The organism is Paenibacillus sp. CFBP 13594, from assembly GCF_014842675.1.
Classification (GTDB): domain Bacteria; phylum Bacillota; class Bacilli; order Paenibacillales; family Paenibacillaceae; genus Paenibacillus; species Paenibacillus amylolyticus_B.
This window is the reverse complement of the sequence record NZ_JACYVQ010000004.1, coordinates 511,359-535,684: the sequence shown is the minus strand read 5'-3', so window position 1 is coordinate 535,684 and position 24,326 is coordinate 511,359. Positions and strand designations below refer to the sequence as shown.

Genomic DNA, 24,326 nt, shown 5'->3' with positions numbered 1-24,326 from the left:
TCATGAACTATTGCCCCATGGAGACGGGCACGCGTACTTGCTGGAGTACGGCATTCAAAACGGCCTCGGAACTCATACTGTCCAGTCTCGATTCAGGACGAAGCACAATACGATGAGAGATCACATAAGGGGCCATCGTTTTTACATCATCCGGAAGCACATAATCACGTTCCTGCAAGAAAGCAAAGGCTTTTACGGCCATCATGAATGATATGGCTGCACGTGGGCTGGCACCCAGCAATACAGATGGGTGGGAGCGGGTTTGACGAACAACATCCAGCAGATAGTCCATGACAGGATCACCGATAAAGACTTCTTTGATCTCCTGTTGAATTGCCGAGATCTGATCCATATGGGTCACGGATTCAAGCCGATCTACAGGCTGGCCCAACTGATGTGTCTTGAGCAGTGTTTTCTCAATTTCTTTATCGGGATAACCTAGACTTATTTTCAACATAAACCGGTCGAGTTGTGCTTCCGGCAAAGTATACGTACCTTCAAAATCAATCGGATTCTGAGTTGCACAGAGCATGAATGGATGTGGCAGATCATACGTATCGCCATCAACGGTTACGCTGCGCTCCTCCATTACTTCGAGCAGAGCCGATTGGGTTTTTGTTGTGGCCCGGTTAATCTCATCAGCTAGCAAGATGTTGGTCATCACAGGACCTGGCCGGAAATAAAAACGCTCATCCTTCGGATGGAACACAGATACGCCCGTAATATCACTAGGTAAAATATCAGGATTACATTGAATACGCCGGTACTCACCACGCATGGATTTCGATAATGCCTTGATTAATTGCGTTTTGCCAGTTCCCGGTACGTCTTCAATCAGAACGTGCCCGCCTGCAAGCAAAGCTGTAAGTAAAAGTTGAATTTCAAAGGATTTCCCCATAATACAGGATTCCAGATTTGAACGAACTGCGGATATGATTTGGATCGACTCTTTGCGCACAGGCATGTGGTCTAACCTCCTAAAAAAGCATACAGATTTCCTTTTATTGTACATGATCCAGAGTCACGAGTACACTCGAAGGAACTCACAATTTGTTTCCAGCCCGTCAGATTCACCGCAGTTCTCGCATGAATACGACAAAAAAGCCCCGGATAGAAGTTATCCGGAGCCTCTGCTGAATCGCAATATGTTCAAGGAGATTTCTCATTCTATGTTAGCCTTTTGGTCTAACGACCAATGCCGCGAGAAAAGAAAAGATGATCGCTGACGAAATCCCCGCCGCAGTCAGATCGAAAATCCCTGTAATCACACCCAGCCATCCCTCTTTTTCCAGCTCCGTCAATGCCCCGTGCACCAAGGAATTACCGAAACTTGTGATGGGGATGGTAGCACCCGCACCTGCAAATTTAACCAAGGGGTCATACACGCCAAATGCATCCGCAAGCGCACCTGTCACAACAAGTGTACTCATGGTATGAGCTGGCGTCAGTTTAACCCCATCCATTAGAAGCTGTCCGACAACACAGATTAAACCGCCAACGATAAATGCCCACAAGAACTGCATTACCTTTATTCCTCCTTTTCAATAGCTACGGCATGTGCAATACAAGGAATACTTTCACCCTGCTGGTACGAAATCGGAGATAACAGCGCACCCGTAGCAACGACGAGCACCCGTTTAAGATCACCCTTCTGCATCCGGTTCAAAATGTGACCATAGGTGACGGTGGCAGAACATCCGCAGCCACTTCCCCCGGCAACAACATAAGGCTGCTTCTCCCGATCATAGATCATCAGGCCGCAGTCATTAAAAACCGTCTGTTCCATGGGAATGCCTTCTTTTTGCAAAAGCTCTTTCGTAATTGGCAGACCGACGGAGGCCAGATCCCCAGTCACAATGAGATCATAATAGCCGGGTTCCAATCCCGTATCCCTGAAATGAGAGATTATAGTGTCGGCTGCTGCTGGCGCCATGGCTGAACCCATATTAAAAGGATCTTTGATGCCCAAATCCATAATGCGTCCAATAGTGGCTTTGGTAACTACAGGACCATCACCGGTACGTGAGACCACGCCACACCCTGCACCTGTTACGGTATATTGCGCATAAGGCGGCTTCTGGGAGCCATATTCGGTCGGATATCGAAATTGTTTCTCAACCGTGCAGTTATGGCTAACCGTTCCTGCAAGGACATAATCGCCAGCTCCGGAGTCAACAATCATGGACGCTAACGCTAAGGTTTCCATTGATGTGGAACAGGCACCAAAGACGCCCAGGTAAGGCACACCCAGTTTTCGCGCTGAAAAGGAACTGCTGATAATCTGATTCATCAAGTCTCCACCCACAAAAAATTGAAGCTCTTCCTTGGTGATATTTGAATTAACCAAAGCCAGTTGGGAGGCCTGTTCGAGCAGTTTGCGTTCTCCCTTTTCCCACGTTTTCTCGCCGATCTCGAGATTGTCGTAGACATAATCGAAATCAGATGACAGTGGACCCTCGCCTTCTTCTGGTCCTACAACTGCGGCTTTACCAATGATCCGCGGACGATTCTCAAACTGCCATGTCTGGCGACCCAATCGCTTCACAGGTGCCCACCTCCAAATCCCAAAAAGGCGTAAACAATCCCTACGACAAATGCTGCCACGACACCAAACACGATAACGGAACCAGCAAGTTTAAACATGTTGGCCCCTACACCGAGCACCAGTCCTTCAGCACGATGTTCCAGTGCAGCAGAACACATGGAATTGGCAAAGCCGGTAACCGGCACAGCAGTTCCTGCTCCTGCCCATTGAGCCATTTTATCGTAAACGCCGAGACACGTTAGAATAACCGATATGAGAATCATGACCGCCACCGTAGGACTGGAAGCTTCCTTCGATGTCATGTCGAAACCGGCCATAAAAGCTTCTTGAATGGCCTGTCCAATCAAACAGACGGTACCCCCAACCAGAAATGCTTTGAGGCAATTTTTCAGGATTGGACGAGGCGGTTCATGTTTTTTTGCGACTTTTTTGTACTCCTTTTCATCCATGGACAGGGACGACGATTTTTTTTCGCTTCCGGATGCGGATTGAGCTGGCAAGATACAAGACCTCCTCTATGTGAAATGGTTCAAAGCTACGGCTGAATGCCAATGTGTGTAATCCTATATTCATTGTTTGTTAATCATCGGAAGGTTATGTATCCGGCGACAGACAGCATATGTTTCCAACAAGATCATGTTGTGGAAGCAAGATGGGAATACGCCGGATCTAAGGACTTTTAGATACGTCTATAAATAAAGAAGAACAATCACGAGCAAGATAAAAAGAACGATAAACAGTACTTTTTCCGTGCCCTCTTCTGGAGGCTTCATTGTATATTTAGCTCCTTCCTGTAAACAGACAAACAAATATTGAAATAAAGAACTTCAAAAAATGATGACATCTCCTCCATATATTCATATTCATTGAAGTGGCATCAGGACCGCGACTACAGCGGATAGAATCATGAAACTTGGACACGGTAAGCGCCCAAAATATGCCTTAAATACGTGACATAAACATGGACAATCACTTGCGCAAGGTTCATACTGTAATGTGACCAGTGGTTAAATAACAAGTCCTCAGCATATTAAAGTGCATGTTGAAAAAGTCTAGTATTCAGTACCAAGAAGATGGGATGAAGATAAAAGACTTTTTGAACTACATCTTAAAAGGACAACAGGCGGGTAGCCGTTCTACTGTGACCTGAAATACATACCAACAGAGGAGTTGTTGACACATGAATGAAAAAACGATGGATATGTTTCGTACGTTGACGGAATTTCCTTCCGCATCCGGTTTTGAACGTGAGCTTCGCGGCTGGATGAAAGATAAGCTTTCCGCTTATACCGATGAGTTCGTCCAGGATCGCCTGGGGAGTCTATTTGGTGTATTACGCGGGGAGGAATCCGGTCCTAAAGTTATGGTAGCCGGACACTTTGACGAAGTTGGTTTCATGACTACAGGCATTACGGAAACAGGTATGATCAAGTTCCGTCCACTGGGTGGATGGTGGAGTCAGGCTGTACTGTCTCAACGATTGGAAATCATCACACCTGATCGTCGGATTACCGGAGTTGTAGGTTCTACACCTACACACTTGCTGGACGAGTCCCAGCGGAACAAACCTGTGGATCTGAATTCCATGTATCTCGATATTGGAGCAGACAACCGTGCGGAAGCAGAATCCTGGGGCATTCATCCAGGGATGCAGATCGTACCGATCTGTGAATTCACACCTATGGCCAATCCTAAGAAAATTATGGCTAAAGCGTGGGATAATCGTTACGGCGTTGGACTTGCACTTGAACTGGTTGAAGCGCTGCACAAGGAAAAACTGCCTAACACGCTTTATGCTGGTGCAACGGTTCAGGAAGAACTGGGGCTTCGCGGTGCACGTACGGCGGCCAATCTGATTCAGCCTGATATCTTCTTTGCACTTGACTGTAGCGCGGCGAATGATATGACAGGTGACAAACAGTCATTTGGACATATCGGAGAAGGCGCATTGCTTCGTATTTTTGACCCGGGCATGTTCACCCATCGCGGAATGGTGGAATATGTTCAAGATACGGCTTCATCCAATCAGATCAAAATGCAGTATTTCATCTCACCAGGCGGTACCGATGCAGGTCAAGTTCACCTGAGCGGTATCGGTGTGCCCTCAACAGTTATTGGTATCTGCGCTCGTTATATCCACACCTCTTCTTCCATCATTCATACGGATGACTACGATGCGGCCAAAGAACTGATCGTGAAGTTGGTCAAAGGTCTGGATCGGACAACGATGAATACGATAATTAATAACGCGTAGTTTGGTTAAACGGAACGTCCTTAAATATGATGTACCTGAAAGAGATGTCCCGTCAGACCGGGATGTCTCTTTTTTGGGTTTAATCAACTAGATTAATAGGTCGAACATTATGGAGAATGCCACATAAGATATACGATAATGGAAGATCAATAACCAAACACCAACCAGTGGGGGACCTGTTATGGCAGTGAGAAGGAATGGAAAATCGAATAAAGGTTCCAAAAAAACAAATGCCGCAAACACCCTTCTCAATGGCAACCTTAAAGGAAGAAATCTGGAACTAATTGTAGCGGCGTTATTGGTGAGCGGAAAGTTGAGAGTGGATGCAGTCACGTTGTTTCGTGAGGCTACATTGGTTGTAGAATTGGTTGGTCAATATAAAACACTTCAAAAGGTCACACCCTCCAATTCAGACAAACTGGTACAATTCCTGGATGAAACTGGCGGGGATATGACGCTTAATGATGTTATACAGGCATTTCAGCAGAGAATCAATTCTTAATAAAGAAATGAGGTGGGCAACATGTCCGAGTTTGACGGAACCGGGTTCGCCGAACTGTTAATTGTGCTTATTCTTGTTGTTTTATTTGTATTTGGCTCCTCCGATATTGAAAGTCTATCCAGCACTCCAACAGCAACTTGATCCCATTACCCTCTCATGGCTTACAGGTAAATAACAAAAAAGAAATACCAGCCCTTATGCAGGACTGGTATTTGGTCATTACAGAAATAGCGGTGAGAATGCAATCCAGGCCAAAATAAGAGTAAGCACAATGCAGACATTCTCTACAACGGCCCCACGTTTGGTCCCTGTACTCATCAGATTCACCCGTATGCGCCACTTGAGCGGTGGTAACGGACGAATCCCCCGATTGGTTAGTGAATCGGCCAACAAGTGCATGGCATATGCTGTACCTCCTGCTACCCAGATCTCCGGTCCCTGCTGCTGGGTCGTGCTGTAAAGCAAGCCGGCCCAAATGGCTGTTCCATATAGGGTATGCGTTAATCCCCTGTGAGTTAGCGTTGTACACAGCATAAGTAGGCTGCCTGCAATCAAGTTCCACGGTGCAAACGCATGACCATAGAAGACAAGCCCTAGTCCAATCGCAAACATCAACACTTTGCGAAGCGAACGCGAAGGCAGGAATGACACAAGCGCAATGAGGATCGCAAGCAACAGGTTCCATGGTTTGGCATGAACATAGAAGTACACAAATACAGCTGTGGGCAACAGAATCGTCTGTAACAACCTGATCAGACTGTTAGGCAGGGCTCTGGATACCAGCAGCGAATTTGGCTCATCAATGTCAGGCAATAACGAACCAATCAGAGCAACCGTAACTGCCGGCGCAGTCACCGGCATGCCGGCCAACTGCAGAACAGAAAGCGACACGCCTGTCCCGATAATAAGGTGGGATCTTCCCATCATGATGCAAAAACGTCCTTTCGAAGAAATCGGGAACAATACGGCCCAATTCCGATTTTACAACGAAAACAAAATAAGAACAATAGTTCGCATTTCTTATTTGTATGAAAATTAATATAACTTTCTGTGATGGGGCTCACATTATTATATTTATGACTCTTTTATCTTTATTAGTGAATTAAATCACATAAATTGTCGTCAACTACTTGTATAATTTCAAATATAAACCACTAAAATTTTGAGTAATGTACAGCGTCTATTCAAGGAGGCATACACACATGAACGGAAAAAAAGAGAACCTCATTATCATTGGTAACGGTATGGCAGGAATCAGTACCGTTGAGCAAATTTTGAAATTAACTACGCGATTTGATATTACTGTTTTTGGCACAGAGCCCTATCCTAACTACAACCGCATTATGTTGTCTTATGTACTGGAAGGAAGCAAAACACTGGACGATATCGTGCTGAACGACCTTCACTGGTATGAAGATTACGGCATTACGCTGCACACAGGCACAACGGTTACACGAATCGATGCCGAGACACACGAAGTTGTGACTGAAGATGGAACTCGCGTTCCTTATGACAAAATTATCATTGCAACAGGCTCCAACTCCTTCATTCTCCCCGTACCGGGACATGACAAAGAAGGTGTTGTCGGTTTCCGCGATATCGCCGATTGCAATGTCATGCTGGAAGCTGCTAAGCAGTATAAACGAGCGGCCGTTATCGGGGGCGGACTGCTAGGCCTTGAAGCTGCCAAAGGGTTGGTACAACTTGGCATGGAAGTTACCGTAGTGCATCTGATGGAAGATCTGATGGAGCGTCAGCTTGATCCACAAGCTTCAGCCATGTTGAAGGCAGAACTCGAACGTCAGGGTATCCGGTTCAAGATGGGTGCGCAGACTTCCGAACTGCTGGGCGGCGAACGCGTTGAAGGGATACGTTTTGCAGATGATACGGTTCTGAATGTTGATTTTGTGGTCATGGCTGTAGGCATTAAACCCAATACGACTGTAGCCCGCGAAAGCGGTATGGAAGTGAACCGGGGTATTGTCGTGAATGACTATATGCAGACTTCACTTGAGAATGTGTATTCGGTCGGGGAATGTACAGAGCACCGCGGGGTATGTTACGGCCTCGTTGCCCCCTTGTTCGAACAAGGCACGATTCTCGCGAAACATATCTGCGGTGTAGAGACCGCTCCATATGAAGGTTCTGTAGTATCTACGAAATTGAAAATTTCGGGTGTTGACGTGTTTTCAACGGGTGAATTCATCGACAGCCCAGAGCACACGGTCATTTCGCACAAAGATGACTGGAAACGAACCTACAAAAAAATTCTGCTTCGTGATAATAAAATGGTCGGCGCTGTTCTCTTCGGTGACATTACGGATTCTGCCGAATTGCAGAAACTGATTAAAAATCAAACCGAAATGACCGAGGAATTGTACGGTTCACTCATGGGTACAGGCTGCGGTGGTCATAAGAAAGCAACCTCTGTTGAAACGATGCCCGAGGACGAGATCGTCTGTGGATGTAACGGGGTAACTAAAGGCACGATTGTCGATGTAATTACAAACCAGGGCCTTACCACTGTAGATGAAATCAAAGCCTGTACCGGTGCAACACGCTCATGCGGTGGATGTAAACCGGTTGTGGAACAGATTCTGCAATATGTGCTGGGAGACGGCTTCAGCAGTGGAGCCAAACAGGGAATATGCGGATGTACTTCCATGGGACGGGATGAGATTGTAGCTGAGATTCGTGCAAAAGGATTACAAACGACCAAAGAGGTCATGAATGTACTGGGTTGGAGTCAGCCTGAGGGTTGTTCGAAATGTCGCCCTGCAATCAACTATTACCTTGGCATGATTGCACCAGACACACACGAAGATGAGAAGGAATCCCGTTTTGTTAACGAACGCATGAATGCAAATATTCAAAAAGATGGAACGTATACGGTCGTACCTCGGATGTATGGCGGAGTGACTACACCAGCGGATCTCAAACGCATCGCTGATGTTTCAGTCAAATATGATGTGAAAGCAGTCAAAGTTACCGGCGGTCAGCGCCTCGACTTGATTGGTGTCAAAAAAGAAGATCTGACTAAAGTCTGGGCTGAACTGGATATGCCTTCAGGTTATGCATACGCCAAATCGCTGCGCACGGTCAAAACATGTGTCGGCTCCCAATTCTGCCGATTCGGTACACAGGATTCCATGGCTATGGGTGCTCGGATTGAACGGAAATTCGAACGTCTGGATCTGCCTGCCAAGTTCAAATACGCTGTCAATGGCTGTCCACGGAACTGTGCAGAGGCATGTACAAAAGATATCGGTATCGTTGGTAACGACGGCGGCTGGGAAATCTTTATCGGTGGTAACGGCGGTATTAAAGCAAGACTTGCTGATTCCCTATGCAAAGTGAAAACAGATGAAGAGTTAATTGAATTGTGCGGAGCCATCATGCAATATTACCGCGAGACAGGTAACTATCTGGAGCGGACTTCCGAGTGGGTGGAACGTATGGGTCTGGAGCATATTCGTTCGGTTGTCGTGGATAATCTTGAGGAACGCAAAGCGTTGATGCAACGGATTGAATTCGCACTTGAGCATGTGGAAGAACCTTGGCAAAAAGCGATTCGTAATGAGGAAGGCCAAAGCAAAATGTTCCACGGCATCGAAGTATCGGCTCGTCCATAAGTAAGCTCGCAAGATTAATACTACCGGAATGTTAAATATAGATAAGGAGTGGTTTTAGATGACGACAAAACAATCAGGCACCTACTTCCCTGCCGGAGTAGTTGAAGAATTCCTGCCACGAATCGGAAGAGTAGTTGAGATTAAGGACCATCAGCTTGCTGTCTTTCGTGCATCGGATGGCACCATCTTCGCTGCGGATAATCACAACCCCCACCCCAAGGGTGGGCCGCTGGCAGAAGGCATCGTGTCCGGACATTATCTGTACGATCCACTGTATGATTGGAAAATCGATCTGACGACCGGTCTTGTGCAAGCACCGGATAATGGTCAAGTCCAGATGTATCCAGTCAAGGTAGAGAACGGCCAGGTCTGGATTGCTGTATAGCTCCATTGAAACGTTCAAAGATTGATGCAAAATAATGGGGGAAACCGTGATGTATACACCAAGTGTTGAGGGAATTATTGAAGCTGCAGTTAAAAAACGGGATCAGATGAACTCCAATCTTTCACGCTACATGGTTGCCGCCTTAATGGCGGGTGCCTATGTAGGACTTGGCATCGTGCTGATCTTCAGTATCGGTGCTCCGCTCCTTGCGGCACAGTCACCACTGCAAACCATGTTGATGGGCATGTCCTTCGGACTCGCGCTCACGCTGGTCATCTTTGCCGGATCGGAACTGTTCACAGGTAACAATATGTTCTTTACCATGAGTACACTGGCAGGCCGGACCACAGTTAAAGATACACTGAAAAACTGGGGGCTCGTCTTCCTCGGCAACTTGTTAGGTGCGATCCTGCTCAGCCTGCTTATTGTAGGCAGTGGCCTGTTCAAAACGGCTGCGCCTGAACATCTGTTATTCGTCGCTTCAGCCAAAAAGATGGCTGCTCCCGTATCGGAGTTGTTCTTCCGCGGCATTCTCTGTAACTGGCTCGTCTGTCTGGCAATCTGGATGGCTGCTCGCACAAAAGAGGATATCGCCAAAATTGCTCTTATCTGGTGGTGTCTGTACGCCTTTATTGCAAGTGGGTATGAGCACAGTGTTGCCAATATGACTTTGCTGTCCTTGTCCTGGCTGTTGCCTAACCACCCGGATACCATTACTCTGGCAGGCTGGTTTCATAACATGATCCCGGTGACACTTGGTAATATCATCGGCGGTGCCCTATTTGTCGGAATGGCTTACTGGTATACTTCACCGGTACGTAAAAGATCATAATTCTTTATTCAACAGCAATTATGTAGCGCCAGGTAACACAACATCTACACACTGAAGCCACGATGGATGCCGAACTTACGTTCAGTCACACATCGTGGCTTTTTATGGTTTGTCGATAAGCATCGTACTCTCTCGCATGGTTCCCCTTTCATCCTCTCGTCCTTCTATAAAGAATTAAAATTCATTTTACCTTCGTCGCTATCCGCCTTAATCCACAGTTGACATAACTGGTGTATAGTCGATGGATACTCACATTTATACTCAATCAGCAAAGGATGATCGCTTATATGGGAATCCATACATACTTCAGGTCACTGAATGATCTTGAACGTATTATTCGTACACCTGGCAAATTCAAATTCGAAGAACACAGCGTCTCCGCTCATTCCTGGAAAGTGGTACAGTACGCCAAAACACTCGCAGATATTGAGGAACAGCATGGAGTCATCGTGGATTGGAAGAAGTTATACGAAATTACGAGCAGTCATGATTATGGTGAAATCTTCATTGGTGATATCAAAACACCAGTCAAACATTATTCACTGGAGCTGCGTTCGATGCTGCAGAAGGTGGAAGAAGGCATGGTTGAACATTTTATTAATGAAAATATTCCTGAAGAGTTCCAGCCTATATTCTGCAGACAGCTGCGTGAGGGCAAAGACCAATCGGTTGAAGGACTGATTCTCGAAGTCGCAGACAAGATGGATCAGGTATATGAAGCCTTTGCTGAGCTCCAACGTGGCAATACGGAGAAAGAGTTTATCGTTATGTACCGTTATGCATTGGTCAAAATCAAAAATATCGACCTCCACTGTGTGCAGTATTTCCTGGAACAGATTCTACCCGACATGATTGAAGAAGGTATTCGCTCCCCGTTTGATATTCGCAAAATAACCGAAGAAGCTCTGGCCCAGTAATCAGCTCAGGTCAACATGGTTCTCCTCATCCATGGACAGGGCTTTTTTTCGTTCCTGCAATTGCAGTCGGTATTCGCTAGGGTACAAGCCCGTTTTGTTTTTGAAGATCCGGCTGAAATAGTGGGAATCACTATACCCTACCGCTCCACCAATCGTCTTGATATCCATATTCTCATGGGTGACAAGCATACGTTTTGCTTCATTAATCCGCAGACCTGTCATATATTTCAGCGGAGTCTCCCCCGTTACTTTCTTAAAACACTTTCCTAGATAGTCCACAGTAAAATGCATCTGTCCCGCCATGTCCTGGAGTGTAATCTCATGCATGTAATTCTGCTTCAAATACAACTTAATGGCCTCTGCGATATCCTCCGGCTTCACCTGCTCGTCCAGCACGGCACTGACGTGGGCAAGTGAATCCACAGCGCTCCCAAGCTTCAATTCCATCGCATCCAGCAGTGTCCGAAGCTGTTCTTCCGATAATGGTTTGAGCAGATAATCCTCCACCTTGTAACTGATTGCCTGCCGTGCATATTCGAATTCATGGTAACCACTCAGAATGACAATCTTTACATGCGGATAGGCAAAATACAGATGTTTGGCGAGCTCCAATCCATTCATTACCGGCATCTGTATATCAGTTACAACCAGATCAGGTACGGAATGTTCGATCAGCTGTAACGCTTCCTGACCGTTCCGCGCTTCACCGATCACCTCGAACCGGGTGTCCAGCTCTCTGAATTTGCGCGAGACATTCCGGCGAATCAGGGCTTCATCTTCCACAATAATCGTTCTATATTTGATTGTCATGGGTTCAGTCATGCTCCTTTCGAATGGAACCGCCTATGGTAATCTGGACACCGCTGGAAGGCTTGTTCGTGATCTGCATGTGGGCTGCCGTGCCATACCATAATTTCAATCGGACCCATATATTTTTGAGTCCCATGCCGTTAATTTCGAGATCAGGCATACGCTCCCACTCCTGTGATTGTTCGATGTAATGCATGATCTTGGCAAGTGCCTCCGGTTCCATGCCAGGCCCGTTGTCTTCCACGTGGATCTGCCAGGTCTGCTGTACCGCATCCATATCTCCAGTAATATTCAGTCTCCATGGAGGGGAATCACCCAGTCCATATTTCATGGCATTTTCGAGTAGTGGTTGTACCATCAGCATCGGAACCTGGATATACTTCATCTCTTCTGGAATATGAAACTCATAGTGTAGATCATCCTCGAACCTAATCTTCATACACTCCAGATATCGCTCACAATAATCCAGTTCTTGGGACAGGGGAACCCCATTCTTTCCCGGAGTAGAAATATAACGCAGCATAGACGCAATATTGGTGCAGAACGCGACAATCTGCTCATTCATGCCTTCTTCCGCCATGATGCTAATATTTGTGATGTTGTTATAGAGAAAATGCGGGTTCATCTGGGATTGCAGCGCCAGTAATCTCGCTTCTGTCTCCTGAGATTTCATCGCCAGCCTGTCCTGAAACGATTGCACAAGCTGTTGATTCAGCCGGATAAACGTATCATTCAGCTCATCCATCTCCCGAATAGAACCGGGATGCTCCAGCTTGAACAACTGACCCGAATCCTGACCCGATACCAGATCATTCTCACCCGTTTTCTGAATAATACGCTGCAAACGATGTAGCGGCAAAGTAACCCGTTTGGAGATCAGATACGAGAGAACCAGAATCAGCACGAGAGTAGCTAACGTGGCACCGATAAACATCACAGCCATCCGGTTGAGACTCGCGAAAAGGGACTGTTTGGACTGCATGACAACAACGGTCCATCCCGTCTCCTGTGATGTCATGTACGTCATCATTTGTCTGGAATGATTCAAAGGATCGGTGATCTCCTGCATCGTATCAGGCGGAAATGAAAGATTTTGAATCAAGTCCACATCATCGAAATGGCCTGCTTGAGAAGCACCGGCATCCGAAGAAAGTGGATACAACCGTGTATTTTGTTCATCCACTACATAGATCCGGAGATCGTTGTTATTCGCCTGCAATTCATTCAAATGCTGGAACAGGGTTCCGGCATCCTGCAAAATCTCAACGACGCCCTGGCTGACATAGTTGCCATCTTTGTATACACGGGTAAGCGAAATATAAGGTTGATCTGATTTTCCCTCGCCGGTCGGCATGGGCAAGGCTCCGCCCTCTAACAATTGGATCACTCGCCAGCCACTCCGCTCCCAGGTTTCCTTGTACCACGGTCGCTGAGTCAGGTCTACCGACAGTTGACCGTTGAATGCACCCGCTCCCAACATCTTGCCGTTCACGTCATAGATATTGGCCTGCTTGGCTGTATTGGAGCTGCTGATGATCGCGAGAATGACATCAATTAGTGTGGTTGTATCCTTATACAATGCCGGATCACTCGTCATTGTCTGCTCGCTATCCTCCGCTGGTGCCAAGTAGTGACTGAAGTGTTCTTTGACCAGATTGGAGTACACGATATTCATGGAGAAGTTGTTCATTTTCACCACTTCCTGATCCAGATTACTGACGATTGATACCCCCAGTTGTCTCTGCTGTTCTTCACTTCGCTGACGAATGTCACTTGCGAGAAAAACATACAGAAGCCCCGCCACAATCAGCGAAAAGATAATAAATACCGCAGAGTAATAGGCAAACAGACTTTGCTGAAGCGTTCCAAATCGATACCGCAATCCCCTCACACCTCGTCCTATGATGATATCTGTCACACCATTCGAAAATGTCCACCCAACAGAACGCTTTTGTCTATTGAGCGTATTCGCTGTTCACAGTAAAGTTATCCACATAAGAATACGCTTACATTAAGCGTTTCGGCAAGTGACAATTTTCTTTATATTCCGGGAGGTTCAATGATGAGAAAACGATTTCTATTTTCGCTTGCAAGTGTGCTCCTGCTCTCCACCCTGCTGCTTGCCGGGTGCAACTCAGGTAAAAGTACGGAAGGTTCGGGTAAGGTGACACTCACGTTTGGAACAAGCCAATCCGGTATTCCGCGTACAGGCATCATGCAGACGATGGCCAAGGAATATGAGCAGGAAACCGGTGTCAAAATTGACTTCCAAGTCGTCCCTGACGCACAGTGGCGTGACCTGATCAAGGTGAAGCTGGCCTCTGGCGAAGCACCTGACATTTTCAATGTCGATGTGGACCCACTGAGCATGCCGGCTAACGTAAGACCGGAGGAAAATGCCATTGACCTGACCAATGAGGAATTTACAGGTCGGATGTCTGAAGAGATTTTGCCAACCGTCAGTCACAATGACAAGGTGTACGGGGTTTCTTTTGCGCCAACGAAAATCTGGTATGTGTACTATAACAAACGTATCTTCCAAGAGCTCGGCATAGAGCCTCCTACATCCTATGCCGAATTCAAGGCAATCAGCCAGAAAATTAAGGATAAAGACATTACTCCGTTCTATCAAGCACCTGCCAGCGGATGGTATCAGGTTCTGCCTTTGTTCGAAACAGGGCCTAACTATGAGCAAACAACAGCGGGAACGTACGAGAAGCTGAACAATAATGAGATGAAAGTCGCAGATATGACGCAACTCAAGACGGTCATTGAACAGTTGAAAGAATTTGCGGATCTCGGTTATTTCGGCAAAGACTTCTTGTCCAATACGGTAGAAGCGGGAATTGAGGCGTTTGGTCAGGAGAAAGCAGCGATGTTGCTGCGGGTTCCAGGGACGGAAAAGGAAGTCTCCGAAGCGTATCCGGCAATGAAAGACAATATGGGGTTCTTCGTCATGCCGTGGGGAGATAATCAGACGATTGGTGTGAATCCCGGCGGTTCAGCTGCCATGTTTGGTAACAAAAACAGTAAACATCCCGAAGAAGTGCTGAAATTCTTCCGCTGGATTACTGAGCATGATCATCTGCAACGTGTGTTCGACGAAGGTGAAGGTAATCTGACGATCTGCTGGCCGGAAATCGAACCAAAGCTGACACAGGACTATATTGATTATGAGAAAAAACATGAAAAAGGTACGGTCATGCAGGCCGCTGTGAAATATATTGATCCACAATGGATGGATATTGGTAAAGACTTGTCGGGCATGTTCGCTGGAGCCATGACACCGGATCAGATTCTGCAAAACATTGATAAACGCCGTGCTGAACAAGCCAAAGTGCTGAAAGATGAGAAGTGGCAGTAATAGCGCATATTGTAGATAAACATAAATGCTGAACAGCGTTACATGCAGCGGGCATTTGCCCGCTCATGTATTTTGTTTTGGCAGGAAGGAAAGGTGTTACCGGTTATGAATGCGAACAAAATCTATCCCTGGTATTTCTCATCTGGAGCGATTGTATTATATCTGCTGTTCATCGTTGCTCCCGCCCTGCTGGGCATCTATTATTCCTTCACCGACTGGAACAGTTATAGTTCGGAGAAGAACTTTATCGGTCTGGAGCATTTCCGTACCATATTGGCGGGTGATCCGACTTATCTTCTTTTTATCAAAAACACAGTCCTGTTCACCCTCGTGACATCCATCGCCAAGACCGTTCTGGGCTTATTTCTGGCTCTACTCCTAGTTAGCGGTGTAAAGGCCGCCAATCTGCACCGGATGATCATTTTCTCCCCGCAGGTGCTGTCGTTCCTGATTGTTGGGCTTGTGTTCAAAAGTCTGCTTGACCCCAACAACGGGTTCGTTAACGTAACCCTGCGTTCATTAGGGCTGGATGTTCTCGCCCAAAACTGGCTGGGCTCCCTAAACTGGGCCATGCCATCCATCATGGCAGTGGACACGTGGAAAGGCATGGGGTACATCATGGTGCTGTTCATCGCCGGACTGCTCGCCATCCCCCGGGATTATTACGAGGCAGCGTCCATTGACGGTGCCGGGTTTGGGCAAAAGCTGTTCCGGATCACGATTCCGATGCTGATGCCTACGATTACCATTGCCACGGTGCTCAATATTACGTATGGGCTGAGAGTTTTCGATGCCGTATACGTGCTAACCAACGGTGGCCCCGGTAACGCAACAGATGTGATTAACACGGCGGTCTATTCCTCTTTTGCCAAAGGGTACTGGGGGCTAGGGAGTGCGCTATCTACCATTCTGTTTGTCATCATGGCGATCATCTCCTTTTTCATCATTCGTTTGATGAACCGAAAGGTGGAATACTGACATGCGATTGAGAAAAAGATTGGCTTCGATCGGGTTAAATGCACTCGCCTGGCTGCTCAGCCTGGTGGTCCTGATTCCTTTTGTTGTCATTGTACTGAATTCATTCAAGTCGGACGCCGAGGCCAAAGTGCTGAAGCTGACGCTGCCCGAGAAGTTTATCTTCGAAAATTACAAAATTGTCTATGAACAGGGACATTTGGGCGGTTCCTTTTTCAACAGTCTGCTGCATTCCGGGGCTTCTTCTCTGCTATTGGTGTTTGTTGTGGCCTTCTCTGCCTTCACTTTATCTCGTAACCATTCGAGGCTCAGCAAGTTTCTGTACTTCTTCCTGATTCTCGGTATCACACTACCGCTCAACTACATTCCGCTGATGGAAGTCATGAAGTCGATGGGTATGATCAATTCACATGTCGGCATGATTCTGCTCTACACGGCCATGGGCATTCCGATCTCACTGTTCATTACGTATGCGTTTGTGTCTAACATCCCGAAGGAGCTGGATGAAGCCGCGATCATGGACGGATGTAATGGGATCAAGCTGTTCCTGAGAATCATTGTACCTTTGTTAACCTCGGTGCTGGTAACGGTATTTGTTCTTAATTTCCTAAGTGTCTGGAATGAGTTTACTGCCCCACTCTATATGCTGAATACAGTGGAGATGTGGCCGATGACGCTAGCTGTATATAACTTCTTTGGACAATTCAGTGCCCTGTGGAATCTGGTCAGTGCCGATATCGTGCTCACGTCATTGCCTGTGTTGATTGTGTTCCTCATTGGGCAAAAGTATATTGTAGGAGGACTAACATCAGGGGCGGTTAAAGGGTAAGCTCCACCGACAATCCAAATATACAAACGCATCTTTCATAAGTACATCTGCTGACTCCTCAGCACAAAAAGCCCTTGTCTGCTCATCGTGTGAATCACTTCTTCGTACACAAGAAGTATCACACGCTGCTGCGGGCAAGGGCTTACGCTGTTGGATTCGCATTAATCGTGCGCCAACCCTCCAACATCGGATGGAGCTGTTATATCTGGGCTCTGCTCCAGAGATTTGATCATTTTCAAACGGGATGTGATTATTGCGATCAGAATAACAAACAGACCCGCGATGATAAACAGAAAGGCAATACCTCTGCCTGGCCCAGTTCCAATAATTTGACCAACAGAAGAAGCCAGTGCTCCCCCCTCCATCAACAGCGGATTAAACACATGGTCGGCCAGAAATCCAGCCAAACTGTATGCAATAATAAACCCGAGTTGTGACAGAATACCAATGATTCCCCATACCCTGCCCTGCTTTTCGTTGGCGATATTGTTTCGCACCAGCACATCTGCGCTCATATTGACAAACGGCAGCGATGACAGGAACAGAAAACCTGCGAAGATAATAAAATAAATATTGGTAGATATCCCCAGAAGCGAAAAGGACAAACCGCACAAAATCAGACCCATCACAAGCACACTAGCGTATCTCTTTGTTATTGTAAATATGCCGATGCACAAGCTGCTAATGAGCATGCCGATGGCACTTACAGACTGAAACGTTCCAAGTGTCTTTGCATCCGTGAATGACAGAAGCATCGGACCAATGAGTGTCTCCAGGAATCCCAGATAAAAGGTGACAAGTGAAATAATCACCACCAGCAACAGTACTCCCTTGTTGGTTACAACTTCTCTCCAGCCCTCTTGAATATCGGTGATCCAGTTTTTTCCTTCTCGATCCTCTCGCTCCACTTTCATGCTCTTCCGAATAACCAGCACAGCCAGAATGGCAACCAGGAATGTCAGAATATTAATGACCAGAATGACTTCAATGGTTGTTATACTAAGCAGAATGCCCGCAATGATGGGTGAAAACAGAAACTTCGAGGATTCAGCCAGTTGTACAAGACCGCTTCCTTTTGAGAATTGATCCTTATCCAGCAGGTCCGTAGCAGAGGCCTTGTATGCCGGGCTCTGCAACGCGGAAAACACCGAACTAAAGGCCACTCCCACATAGATATGCCATAATTGGATATCACCTGTGAGCATAATGGACAGAATGAAAATCAAACCGGCTGCCGACCCCAGGTCGCCGATAATCATCATCGTTCGACGGTCGAATCGGTCTGCCAATACCCCTCCAATAGGTCGAAGCAGGATATTCGGCAGAAACGTGAATAAGGTAATCAATGCAACACTTGTTGCCGTATTCGTTTTTTCGAAAGCATACACCCCCAGGGAGAAGGCTGTAAGTCCAATCCCAATCATGGAGATGAGCTGACCGAACCATACTACCAGAAACTTTTTAAATGATTTTTGAACGGTATGTTCCATGGATGATACTCCTTTCTCGGCTAACCTTGATTCGGAAAATAGAGACGAGTGACGTAGGCGAAGCTTCCTTTTTCTGCTCCCAGCACACGTTCCATAATCTGTGTGAATGCTTCAACCTTTTTTTCGAGTTCTTCCTCCTCCCATTGAAAGATGCCTCGATCCAGCAAAAATTGTGACGATACGAGCAGGAATTCGATGGATTCCTTTGGGTTAGGTGTATGAAATACCCCCTCCTGAATGCCCTGCTCTACCACCTCGGCCAAGATGGGACTTAATCGAATTACCGTCTCTACAAGACTCTTTTGGTGCATCTCCACATTATGAACACTGTGCAATTGCTCGATGAGATCATGTTTTCTGCCGTCAGGCTGATTCTGCGCCATCATGATGCGAAAAATTTTGTCATGGGCATTCAGTTTGGGGTCGGACACCACGTGCCTGGCCGATGCCTCCCCGCTCAGAATAAAACGCATGACGATGGCGTTCATGACCTCTTCCTTGGACTGAAAATAATAATAAAATGTACCCTTGGCAATGTTGCACGCCTGAAGGATATCCATGACCGTAGCTTTGGTGTACCCCTTTGTTATGAACAGAATCTCGGCGGCATCCAAAATCTCGTTCCTTCGTTCTTCCGGATTTTTTATCAATCTCATATCCTGGCCTCCGATACGTTCGACCGACTGTCGGTCTATTGTAGTCATGGAGTTCTTTTTTTAGAACCCCATTTCAGTCAACCATTGCGCCAAATGGCTTTCCCTTGTTTTTAGATCCTGACGCTCTCTTGCATATTTTCCAATATTTCTGTCTGCAACAAGCTTACCGTCCATCATAAACAGTACACGTTCCGATCTGGCAGCGACTTTCACATCATGGGTCACCAGCAGAATGGTTGTACCTGTTGCATTAATATCGCCCAGAATATCCATGATTTCATACGTTGATTTGGAATTCAGCGCCCCCGTTGGTTCATCGCCGAATAAAATATCTGGATTATTGATCAGCGCACGGCAGATGGCAATCCGTTGAAGCTGTCCACCTGAGGCTTGGGTGATGTTATGCCCAGCAAGCTCATCAATCCCCATTTTTTTCATTAATGACATTGCCCGTGTATTAATCGTTTCTCTGCTGCTATTCTTGGCCAGATACGCGGAAAGAACGATATTGTCTAATAGATTCAGATTCTTGAGCAGATGAATATTTTGAAAGATGAATCCCATCTTGGTCAAACGTAGACTTGCCAGATCCCTCTCCTCAAATGCCGATATTTTTTTGCCATTAAAATAGACACTTCCAGCACTAATCTGATCCATACCACTTATGTTGTACAGTAAGGTAGACTTGCCTGAGCCAGATGGCCCCATGATGGAAACAAATTCTCCCTTTTTTAATTGAAGGTTGATATCTTTCAAGATGTTATGTTCTTCATTCTCGCCGATCGCTACGGATTTATTCACGTCTTTAGCCTCAAGTATAGTTGTCATCGTTGATCCTCCCTATTCGACAATCATTTTGGAGATGCTCGTTTCTTTGATCGATTGGATGCTTATCCATGCTGTTAGTACAATCGTGCCTGCAAGTAACAATGGACACAAAACATATGCCTGTAACGGGTTAACAACAAAAACAATATTGGAAGCACCAAACGTCGACATAATAGCACTAACCAACAACGGACCCAACGTATTGGACAATATCGTTCCAGTAACAACCCCTAAGATTAATATGACAAGTGACATCACGACATACTTGAACTTGATTTTAGACAAGGCAAACCCAAGACTTCTTAGTACAGCAATGTCGTTGTTGTCCTTGGCTACTAACATCTGAAGGAACAGTGCTGTAATTAAAATAGATATGAAGACACCGATGACCAAGGCCAGCATCGTCACCAATTTCAATTGTTGGATGGTTCCGCCTAACGTCTGATCCAGATAACCTTGAAGATCGGTTACTTTGGCTGGCGAGAAAGCCGCCTCATATTCAGCAATTTTGGTAGCCATGTCCCCGCGATTATTCAGATCCAAACTGACCACATACCACAACACACTATCCTTGTTGTAGGGCAATAAGGCCTTCGCCGTTTTCCCACCATTCGTAACGTCCTGGTATATCCCGCTGACTGTCATCATCTGGTCCTTGCCATTAACCAGCAAGGTAAGTTGCTCACCAGTCTTCAGGCGCAGCTCGCTACTGTTGGCATCAGATAACGCAATTTCATTCTCAGTTGTTGGCGCATTACCGCTAACATAAGACAATGGGAAAATACTGAAATCCCCAGTTTCTACACTCAGATTGTCGTAACTTCCTTCCGCATTTTTAATCTTGAACTGGCTTGTTACCAATGGGGAATATGTTTTGATGTCTTTATCATTTTGGATCTGGGCAACCAGATTGTCATAACGCTGCTCCACATCATCTGTGTGCCTCAAGTCAATGCGAATATCACTTTGTCCAACACCCATATAAGAAATAAAACTTGGCGCCTGCAAAGTGTTCAGGAAGTTGACCGGCACAATCATGATAAATGAACTGACTACAAAGACGAATAACAATAATCGGAACATCTTGATTCGCTGTATGACTTCCTTCAGACCAAGAAAGACAGGTACAGAAGACCAGCGATTGCGGGACAAACTAAGCCGGTTTCGAATGATCTGTGTATCTCCCAGGCTCCCGGTACGGAGAGCATCCACTGCGGAGATGGAACGAAAACGTCGCAGTACCGTTCGACAGAACAGAACAACCATGGCAAATATGATTCCAGCGGCTAATAACGGAATCGCGAAATGCAACAGGGTTGCAGGTGCTTTTCCCATATACAACATGATGTTGGAAACAAATAATCTGTTAACGCCAAGTGATGCAATGTAACCAAGTACGGATGCAAATCCGGCCATAAATACATACTTCATCAGATACAGTCTCTTAATATCCTTCTCTGCGATCCCAATCGCTTTCATGACACTAATCTCACGATAATCCTCTTCGATGGTCGCAAGCATCGTGAATCGGATGCAAAGCATCGCGATCAGAATCAGCACAAGACTGACCAAAATAATAACGGCTGCAATAACTCCGTCGGTCATGGCATTCAATACCTGGAACAGCCCATAGGTTACGACTGGACCCGCATTGGGAAGCCCTGCATTTTGGTAAGCCTGGGTAAATTCACTCGTCAGTCCGGGATCCGTCAACCGGAATTCAATGAGATACTCCATCTCTCCGATGCTCTGCTTCAGTTCCTGCAAATTCCCTGCACTCACGATAAAACGTTTGGAGTGCACAACCGATGGATTCATCTGAGCATCACGGACAAAATCAACGATGGTATAAGAACGCTCAAATTGACCATTATCGATCCGAACCTGGTCGCCCACGCTCAATTTTTTTTGCTGCATGTAATATACCGGAACCGCGATCTCGCCATCGTTAACCTGAATAATCTCACTGTCCAGATTCAACAAATAGTCGAAACCCTGATTCTGTGTAACAAAGTCAATGTCCATAACGCTGTTCTTTTCGGACTCTGCTCCGAGAAACAGATTAGAGCCGTCAATGTTGACCATTTCCACAATCTGATGCTGCTGGACCATGGCATTTTCTTCAGCCCATGTGTTCACTTTGGCCTGATCGAGTTCTCCGGCATGCATTTGCACAAAGTGTGGTGTTTTGGATTCAGAAAATAGATATTGGATGGAACTCGTCAGTTCCATAATCATTCGTGACCCCGAAGATACCAGCAAGGCGGCCAGCAGTACAAAAATAAATAACGCAGCCGTAATCCCTTTTTTTCTCGTTATATCGTTTCTCAGCATTCGTAGCAGCATAAACGAACATGGCTCCTCTCATCTACAAGTTGTTCCTATTTATCTGGAGTCATAAAGCTTGTCAGACAATGCGCCACCATTGAAGGTTGATGCATCATGAACATGTGAGCACCCTCTTTGATGGTTTGAAGCTTCATGGATGTGCGAAAATATCGGCCCCATCTCAACGCTGATTGAAGGGTAACCGTACGATCCAGTTCTCCCCACAGATACAATACCGGCAATGAGAGCGGCTCATATTCAAGCGTTGCTGCAGATTCCAGCATCCTGAAATCCGCACGGATGACGGGCAGAAAATAATTCAATAATTCTTTTTCATGTATCAGTTCTTGCGGAAGAGCTTCATAGGAAAACAGATGATCAATCAGATTTTCGTCTGACATCCGATCATAATTCTGCATCCCGCATTCGTCAGGCGTGTTGCAGGCAGATAACACAAGCCGTAGCGTTTTAGCTACATCTGGACGTTCCTGACATAAGCGCTGCGCAACGAAGTAGGCTGTAATCCCTCCCAGACTATGTCCAAATAACAGACTGCCAGGTTGTATAACATCCAGCAACTTGCTGGTATACAGTTCTACGAGTTGCTGCATATGCTCCAGGGGTGTTTCGGTGTTCAGACCATGACCCGGGGGCGTAAACGCCCAAATTTCCGTGTCAGGAAGGTACGGCACTAGGGGCTGAAAACTGTTGGAGTTGCCACCGAGATAAGGAAAACAGACCATTTGTCTGTCTCCCTTCCCCTTTTGTAGCTGCTCCAAATAGATCGGTTCCATCACTTATCCACCACCATAACCAGGCTTACTTTCTTTCCAGAACATATGCAGGGAATGTCTGAAGTGAAGTATCCACATTTTTACGCTTGAAGATGACATGAATGACAATAGCCGATATTGCAAAAAAGAAAAATTGCATAATTTGAACTTGCGGATTAAAGTAGTACAAATCAATTTGACTTCCTGTGGCTACAAGCCAGAATGCAAGGAGATAGAACAGAAGTGTACCTTTGGTTGCATTGAAGATATAACTTTGGAACACGATAAATGCCATAAGCTGAACAACGTAGTATATGTAAGTGGTTGAGGTGCCAAAAGAGGAAATCAAGTATCCCGGAAGCACCCATAATCCGAACAACAGGCCGGTAATCAGACCACTTGTTATATTATTTTTTAACTTCCCTTGCAAGAATGGAAGCAAAAATCCGATCCAGCCAAACAGCCCACCAATCAGCCCCGTCTCCTTGATCAGATTCACAATCCCCAACCAGATCATTTCAGGTACACTATATGTCAACTCAGGGACCGGTATGCCGAATAACAAGGAACCAAAGTGCATTGTTGATGCAAAGATGATGGAAATTCCGATAATGAGCGGTATCCAGAACAGGTCCTGTCTGCGCGGAACCAGCTTCATAAACATTCCTTTTAATGCTTCCGTTCCGCCCATCACATAACATGTAATTAATCCGGCAATGGAAGGTGAATACAGAGCAACGATCGCAAGTGGATGCATCAAGGTTAACTCACCTGTTATGGGTACAATAAAATCCGCAAAGAACATGAACAAACTTGCGATTCCATAACATGTGCCAAAGGAAATTCCCAAAAACAAATACATATATTTGTTGGACGGGCTGGTTGCCGGACTTGTGACTGGACGAATGGATGCCTGATTAGCTGTAATCATAGTGCCGCCTCCTTCTCAGTCAACTTTCTCTCAATAAGATCATGCAAACGGTTAATCGTGCAGAAATTAGCCAAATCCAGATCTTCATTTGCGATCTCAATCTGAAATTTACGTTCTACAAAGTCCACCAAACGCATCGCAAAGAGCGAATTGACGAACCGCTGCTCAAAATAATTGTCATTATCATTAATTTGAGTGTCCTCATGATCCATGGTGAGGTTGTTCCCGATAAACTCCCGAATTTCCTGACGATAATCCACTGCCCTTCCCCCTTG

Annotated in this window: 23 protein-coding genes; 9 read left to right on the top strand and 14 right to left on the bottom strand. The window is 46.1% G+C overall.

Translation table 11 applies throughout. From position 1 onward, the window contains the following. Window positions 1-7: 7 nt before the first annotated feature. The 4 genes from IFU39_RS16000 to spoVAC all read right to left on the bottom strand — a co-directional run bounded on the left by IFU39_RS16000 (window position 8) and on the right by spoVAC (window position 3,045). Window positions 8-964 carry an AAA family ATPase gene (locus tag IFU39_RS16000; protein WP_062835567.1) on the bottom strand — a complete coding sequence of 319 codons (957 nt, stop codon included), beginning with the start codon at window positions 962-964 and terminating at the stop codon, window positions 8-10. Window positions 965-1,172: 208 nt separating this feature from the next. Further along, window positions 1,173-1,523 carry a stage V sporulation protein AE gene (gene spoVAE / locus IFU39_RS15995; protein ID WP_047843814.1) on the bottom strand — a complete coding sequence of 117 codons (351 nt, stop codon included), beginning with the start codon at window positions 1,521-1,523 and terminating at the stop codon, window positions 1,173-1,175. A gap of 5 nt (window positions 1,524-1,528) precedes the next feature. After that, complete coding sequence (gene spoVAD, locus IFU39_RS15990; protein ID WP_192133619.1) at window positions 1,529-2,545, bottom strand: stage V sporulation protein AD; 1,017 nt, start codon at window positions 2,543-2,545, stop codon at window positions 1,529-1,531. Then, a complete protein-coding gene (gene spoVAC / locus IFU39_RS15985; protein ID WP_036615164.1) occupies window positions 2,542-3,045 on the bottom strand; it encodes a stage V sporulation protein AC in 504 nt (167 codons plus the stop codon). The genes spoVAD and spoVAC overlap by 4 nt, the downstream gene beginning before the upstream one ends. Window positions 3,046-3,725: 680 nt before the next feature. Here spoVAC and IFU39_RS15980 point away from each other — a divergent pair. Together IFU39_RS15980 and IFU39_RS15975 are read left to right on the top strand one after the other, a co-directional pair. After that, on the top strand, window positions 3,726-4,799 hold the full coding sequence (locus tag IFU39_RS15980; RefSeq protein ID WP_192133617.1) for a M42 family metallopeptidase: 1,074 nt from the start codon (window positions 3,726-3,728) through the stop codon (window positions 4,797-4,799). 181 nt (window positions 4,800-4,980) lie between these two features. After that, window positions 4,981-5,301, top strand: coding sequence for a hypothetical protein (locus IFU39_RS15975; protein WP_091013910.1), 321 nt, complete (start codon window positions 4,981-4,983; stop codon window positions 5,299-5,301). A gap of 219 nt (window positions 5,302-5,520) precedes the next feature. Here the strand turns inward: IFU39_RS15975 and IFU39_RS15970 are convergent, their stop codons facing one another. Continuing rightward, on the bottom strand, window positions 5,521-6,228 hold the full coding sequence (locus tag IFU39_RS15970) for a metal-dependent hydrolase (protein WP_036615169.1): 708 nt from the start codon (window positions 6,226-6,228) through the stop codon (window positions 5,521-5,523). A gap of 275 nt (window positions 6,229-6,503) precedes the next feature. On the opposite strand from IFU39_RS15970, the gene nirB reads away from it, so the two are divergent. The 4 genes from nirB to IFU39_RS15950 all read left to right on the top strand — a co-directional run bounded on the left by nirB (window position 6,504) and on the right by IFU39_RS15950 (window position 11,067). Continuing rightward, complete coding sequence (gene nirB / locus IFU39_RS15965) at window positions 6,504-8,933, top strand: nitrite reductase large subunit NirB (protein ID WP_192133615.1); 2,430 nt, start codon at window positions 6,504-6,506, stop codon at window positions 8,931-8,933. A 58-nt stretch (window positions 8,934-8,991) separates the two neighbouring features. Continuing rightward, the gene (nirD, locus tag IFU39_RS15960; RefSeq protein ID WP_091013905.1) at window positions 8,992-9,318 is read left to right on the top strand and encodes a nitrite reductase small subunit NirD; all 327 of its coding nucleotides are present in this window, start codon (window positions 8,992-8,994) and stop codon (window positions 9,316-9,318) included. Between the two features lie 49 nt (window positions 9,319-9,367). After that, window positions 9,368-10,150 (top strand): formate/nitrite transporter family protein, encoded by a 783-nt coding sequence (locus IFU39_RS15955; protein ID WP_091013903.1) that lies wholly within the window; start codon window positions 9,368-9,370, stop codon window positions 10,148-10,150. Between the two features lie 287 nt (window positions 10,151-10,437). Further along, window positions 10,438-11,067, top strand: coding sequence for a YfbR-like 5'-deoxynucleotidase (locus tag IFU39_RS15950; RefSeq protein ID WP_192133613.1), 630 nt, complete (start codon window positions 10,438-10,440; stop codon window positions 11,065-11,067). Here the strand turns inward: IFU39_RS15950 and IFU39_RS15945 are convergent, their stop codons facing one another. Together IFU39_RS15945 and IFU39_RS15940 are read right to left on the bottom strand one after the other, a co-directional pair. Then, a complete protein-coding gene (locus IFU39_RS15945) occupies window positions 11,068-11,877 on the bottom strand; it encodes a response regulator transcription factor (RefSeq protein WP_091013900.1) in 810 nt (269 codons plus the stop codon). 4 nt (window positions 11,878-11,881) lie between these two features. Beyond that, complete coding sequence (locus IFU39_RS15940) at window positions 11,882-13,768, bottom strand: cache domain-containing sensor histidine kinase (RefSeq protein WP_342345668.1); 1,887 nt, start codon at window positions 13,766-13,768, stop codon at window positions 11,882-11,884. Window positions 13,769-13,939: 171 nt separating this feature from the next. Here IFU39_RS15940 and IFU39_RS15935 point away from each other — a divergent pair, with 171 nt between their 5' ends. The 3 genes from IFU39_RS15935 to IFU39_RS15925 all read left to right on the top strand — a co-directional run bounded on the left by IFU39_RS15935 (window position 13,940) and on the right by IFU39_RS15925 (window position 17,045). Continuing rightward, complete coding sequence (locus tag IFU39_RS15935; RefSeq protein WP_192133608.1) at window positions 13,940-15,241, top strand: ABC transporter substrate-binding protein; 1,302 nt, start codon at window positions 13,940-13,942, stop codon at window positions 15,239-15,241. Between the two features lie 105 nt (window positions 15,242-15,346). Then, window positions 15,347-16,219: a carbohydrate ABC transporter permease gene (locus IFU39_RS15930; protein WP_192133606.1), complete on the top strand. Its 873-nt coding sequence runs from the start codon at window positions 15,347-15,349 to the stop codon at window positions 16,217-16,219. A 1-nt stretch (window position 16,220) separates the two neighbouring features. Next, window positions 16,221-17,045: a carbohydrate ABC transporter permease gene (locus IFU39_RS15925; RefSeq protein ID WP_192133604.1), complete on the top strand. Its 825-nt coding sequence runs from the start codon at window positions 16,221-16,223 to the stop codon at window positions 17,043-17,045. Between the two features lie 161 nt (window positions 17,046-17,206). On the opposite strand, the gene IFU39_RS15920 is transcribed toward IFU39_RS15925, so the two are convergent. Genes IFU39_RS15920 through IFU39_RS15890 form a run of 7 tightly spaced genes read right to left on the bottom strand, consistent with a single transcriptional unit; the run spans window position 17,207 to window position 24,311 of the window. Then, the gene (locus tag IFU39_RS15920) at window positions 17,207-18,535 is read right to left on the bottom strand and encodes an MFS transporter (protein WP_076214246.1); all 1,329 of its coding nucleotides are present in this window, start codon (window positions 18,533-18,535) and stop codon (window positions 17,207-17,209) included. A 20-nt stretch (window positions 18,536-18,555) separates the two neighbouring features. Next, on the bottom strand, window positions 18,556-19,191 hold the full coding sequence (locus IFU39_RS15915; protein ID WP_091013887.1) for a TetR/AcrR family transcriptional regulator: 636 nt from the start codon (window positions 19,189-19,191) through the stop codon (window positions 18,556-18,558). A 60-nt stretch (window positions 19,192-19,251) separates the two neighbouring features. Further along, window positions 19,252-20,019, bottom strand: coding sequence for an ABC transporter ATP-binding protein (locus tag IFU39_RS15910; protein ID WP_047843824.1), 768 nt, complete (start codon window positions 20,017-20,019; stop codon window positions 19,252-19,254). Window positions 20,020-20,031: 12 nt separating this feature from the next. Next, window positions 20,032-22,365, bottom strand: coding sequence for an ABC transporter permease (locus tag IFU39_RS15905; protein WP_091013886.1), 2,334 nt, complete (start codon window positions 22,363-22,365; stop codon window positions 20,032-20,034). 35 nt (window positions 22,366-22,400) lie between these two features. Next, on the bottom strand, window positions 22,401-23,141 hold the full coding sequence (locus IFU39_RS15900) for a thioesterase II family protein (protein ID WP_105599779.1): 741 nt from the start codon (window positions 23,139-23,141) through the stop codon (window positions 22,401-22,403). A gap of 25 nt (window positions 23,142-23,166) precedes the next feature. Further along, window positions 23,167-24,051 carry a hypothetical protein gene (locus tag IFU39_RS15895; protein ID WP_179086485.1) on the bottom strand — a complete coding sequence of 295 codons (885 nt, stop codon included), beginning with the start codon at window positions 24,049-24,051 and terminating at the stop codon, window positions 23,167-23,169. Then, the gene (locus IFU39_RS15890; RefSeq protein ID WP_091013881.1) at window positions 24,048-24,311 is read right to left on the bottom strand and encodes an acyl carrier protein; all 264 of its coding nucleotides are present in this window, start codon (window positions 24,309-24,311) and stop codon (window positions 24,048-24,050) included. The genes IFU39_RS15895 and IFU39_RS15890 overlap by 4 nt, the downstream gene beginning before the upstream one ends. Between the last annotated feature and the right edge of the window lie 15 nt (window positions 24,312-24,326).

Coding starts and splice junctions, on each gene's coding strand:
- IFU39_RS16000 (WP_062835567.1), bottom strand. CDS start 964: ATGCCTGTGCGCAAAGAGTCGATCCAAATCATATCCGCAGTTCGTTCA.
- spoVAE (WP_047843814.1), bottom strand. CDS start 1,523: ATGCAGTTCTTGTGGGCATTTATCGTTGGCGGTTTAATCTGTGTTGTC.
- IFU39_RS15980 (WP_192133617.1), top strand. CDS start 3,726: ATGAATGAAAAAACGATGGATATGTTTCGTACGTTGACGGAATTTCCT.
- IFU39_RS15975 (WP_091013910.1), top strand. CDS start 4,981: ATGGCAGTGAGAAGGAATGGAAAATCGAATAAAGGTTCCAAAAAAACA.
- IFU39_RS15970 (WP_036615169.1), bottom strand. CDS start 6,228: ATGATGGGAAGATCCCACCTTATTATCGGGACAGGCGTGTCGCTTTCT.
- nirB (WP_192133615.1), top strand. CDS start 6,504: ATGAACGGAAAAAAAGAGAACCTCATTATCATTGGTAACGGTATGGCA.
- nirD (WP_091013905.1), top strand. CDS start 8,992: ATGACGACAAAACAATCAGGCACCTACTTCCCTGCCGGAGTAGTTGAA.
- IFU39_RS15955 (WP_091013903.1), top strand. CDS start 9,368: ATGTATACACCAAGTGTTGAGGGAATTATTGAAGCTGCAGTTAAAAAA.
- IFU39_RS15950 (WP_192133613.1), top strand. CDS start 10,438: ATGGGAATCCATACATACTTCAGGTCACTGAATGATCTTGAACGTATT.
- IFU39_RS15945 (WP_091013900.1), bottom strand. CDS start 11,877: ATGACAATCAAATATAGAACGATTATTGTGGAAGATGAAGCCCTGATT.
- IFU39_RS15935 (WP_192133608.1), top strand. CDS start 13,940: ATGAGAAAACGATTTCTATTTTCGCTTGCAAGTGTGCTCCTGCTCTCC.
- IFU39_RS15930 (WP_192133606.1), top strand. CDS start 15,347: ATGAATGCGAACAAAATCTATCCCTGGTATTTCTCATCTGGAGCGATT.
- IFU39_RS15925 (WP_192133604.1), top strand. CDS start 16,221: ATGCGATTGAGAAAAAGATTGGCTTCGATCGGGTTAAATGCACTCGCC.
- IFU39_RS15920 (WP_076214246.1), bottom strand. CDS start 18,535: ATGGAACATACCGTTCAAAAATCATTTAAAAAGTTTCTGGTAGTATGG.
- IFU39_RS15915 (WP_091013887.1), bottom strand. CDS start 19,191: ATGAGATTGATAAAAAATCCGGAAGAACGAAGGAACGAGATTTTGGAT.
- IFU39_RS15910 (WP_047843824.1), bottom strand. CDS start 20,019: ATGACAACTATACTTGAGGCTAAAGACGTGAATAAATCCGTAGCGATC.
- IFU39_RS15905 (WP_091013886.1), bottom strand. CDS start 22,365: ATGCTGCTACGAATGCTGAGAAACGATATAACGAGAAAAAAAGGGATT.
- IFU39_RS15900 (WP_105599779.1), bottom strand. CDS start 23,141: ATGGAACCGATCTATTTGGAGCAGCTACAAAAGGGGAAGGGAGACAGA.
- IFU39_RS15895 (WP_179086485.1), bottom strand. CDS start 24,051: ATGATTACAGCTAATCAGGCATCCATTCGTCCAGTCACAAGTCCGGCA.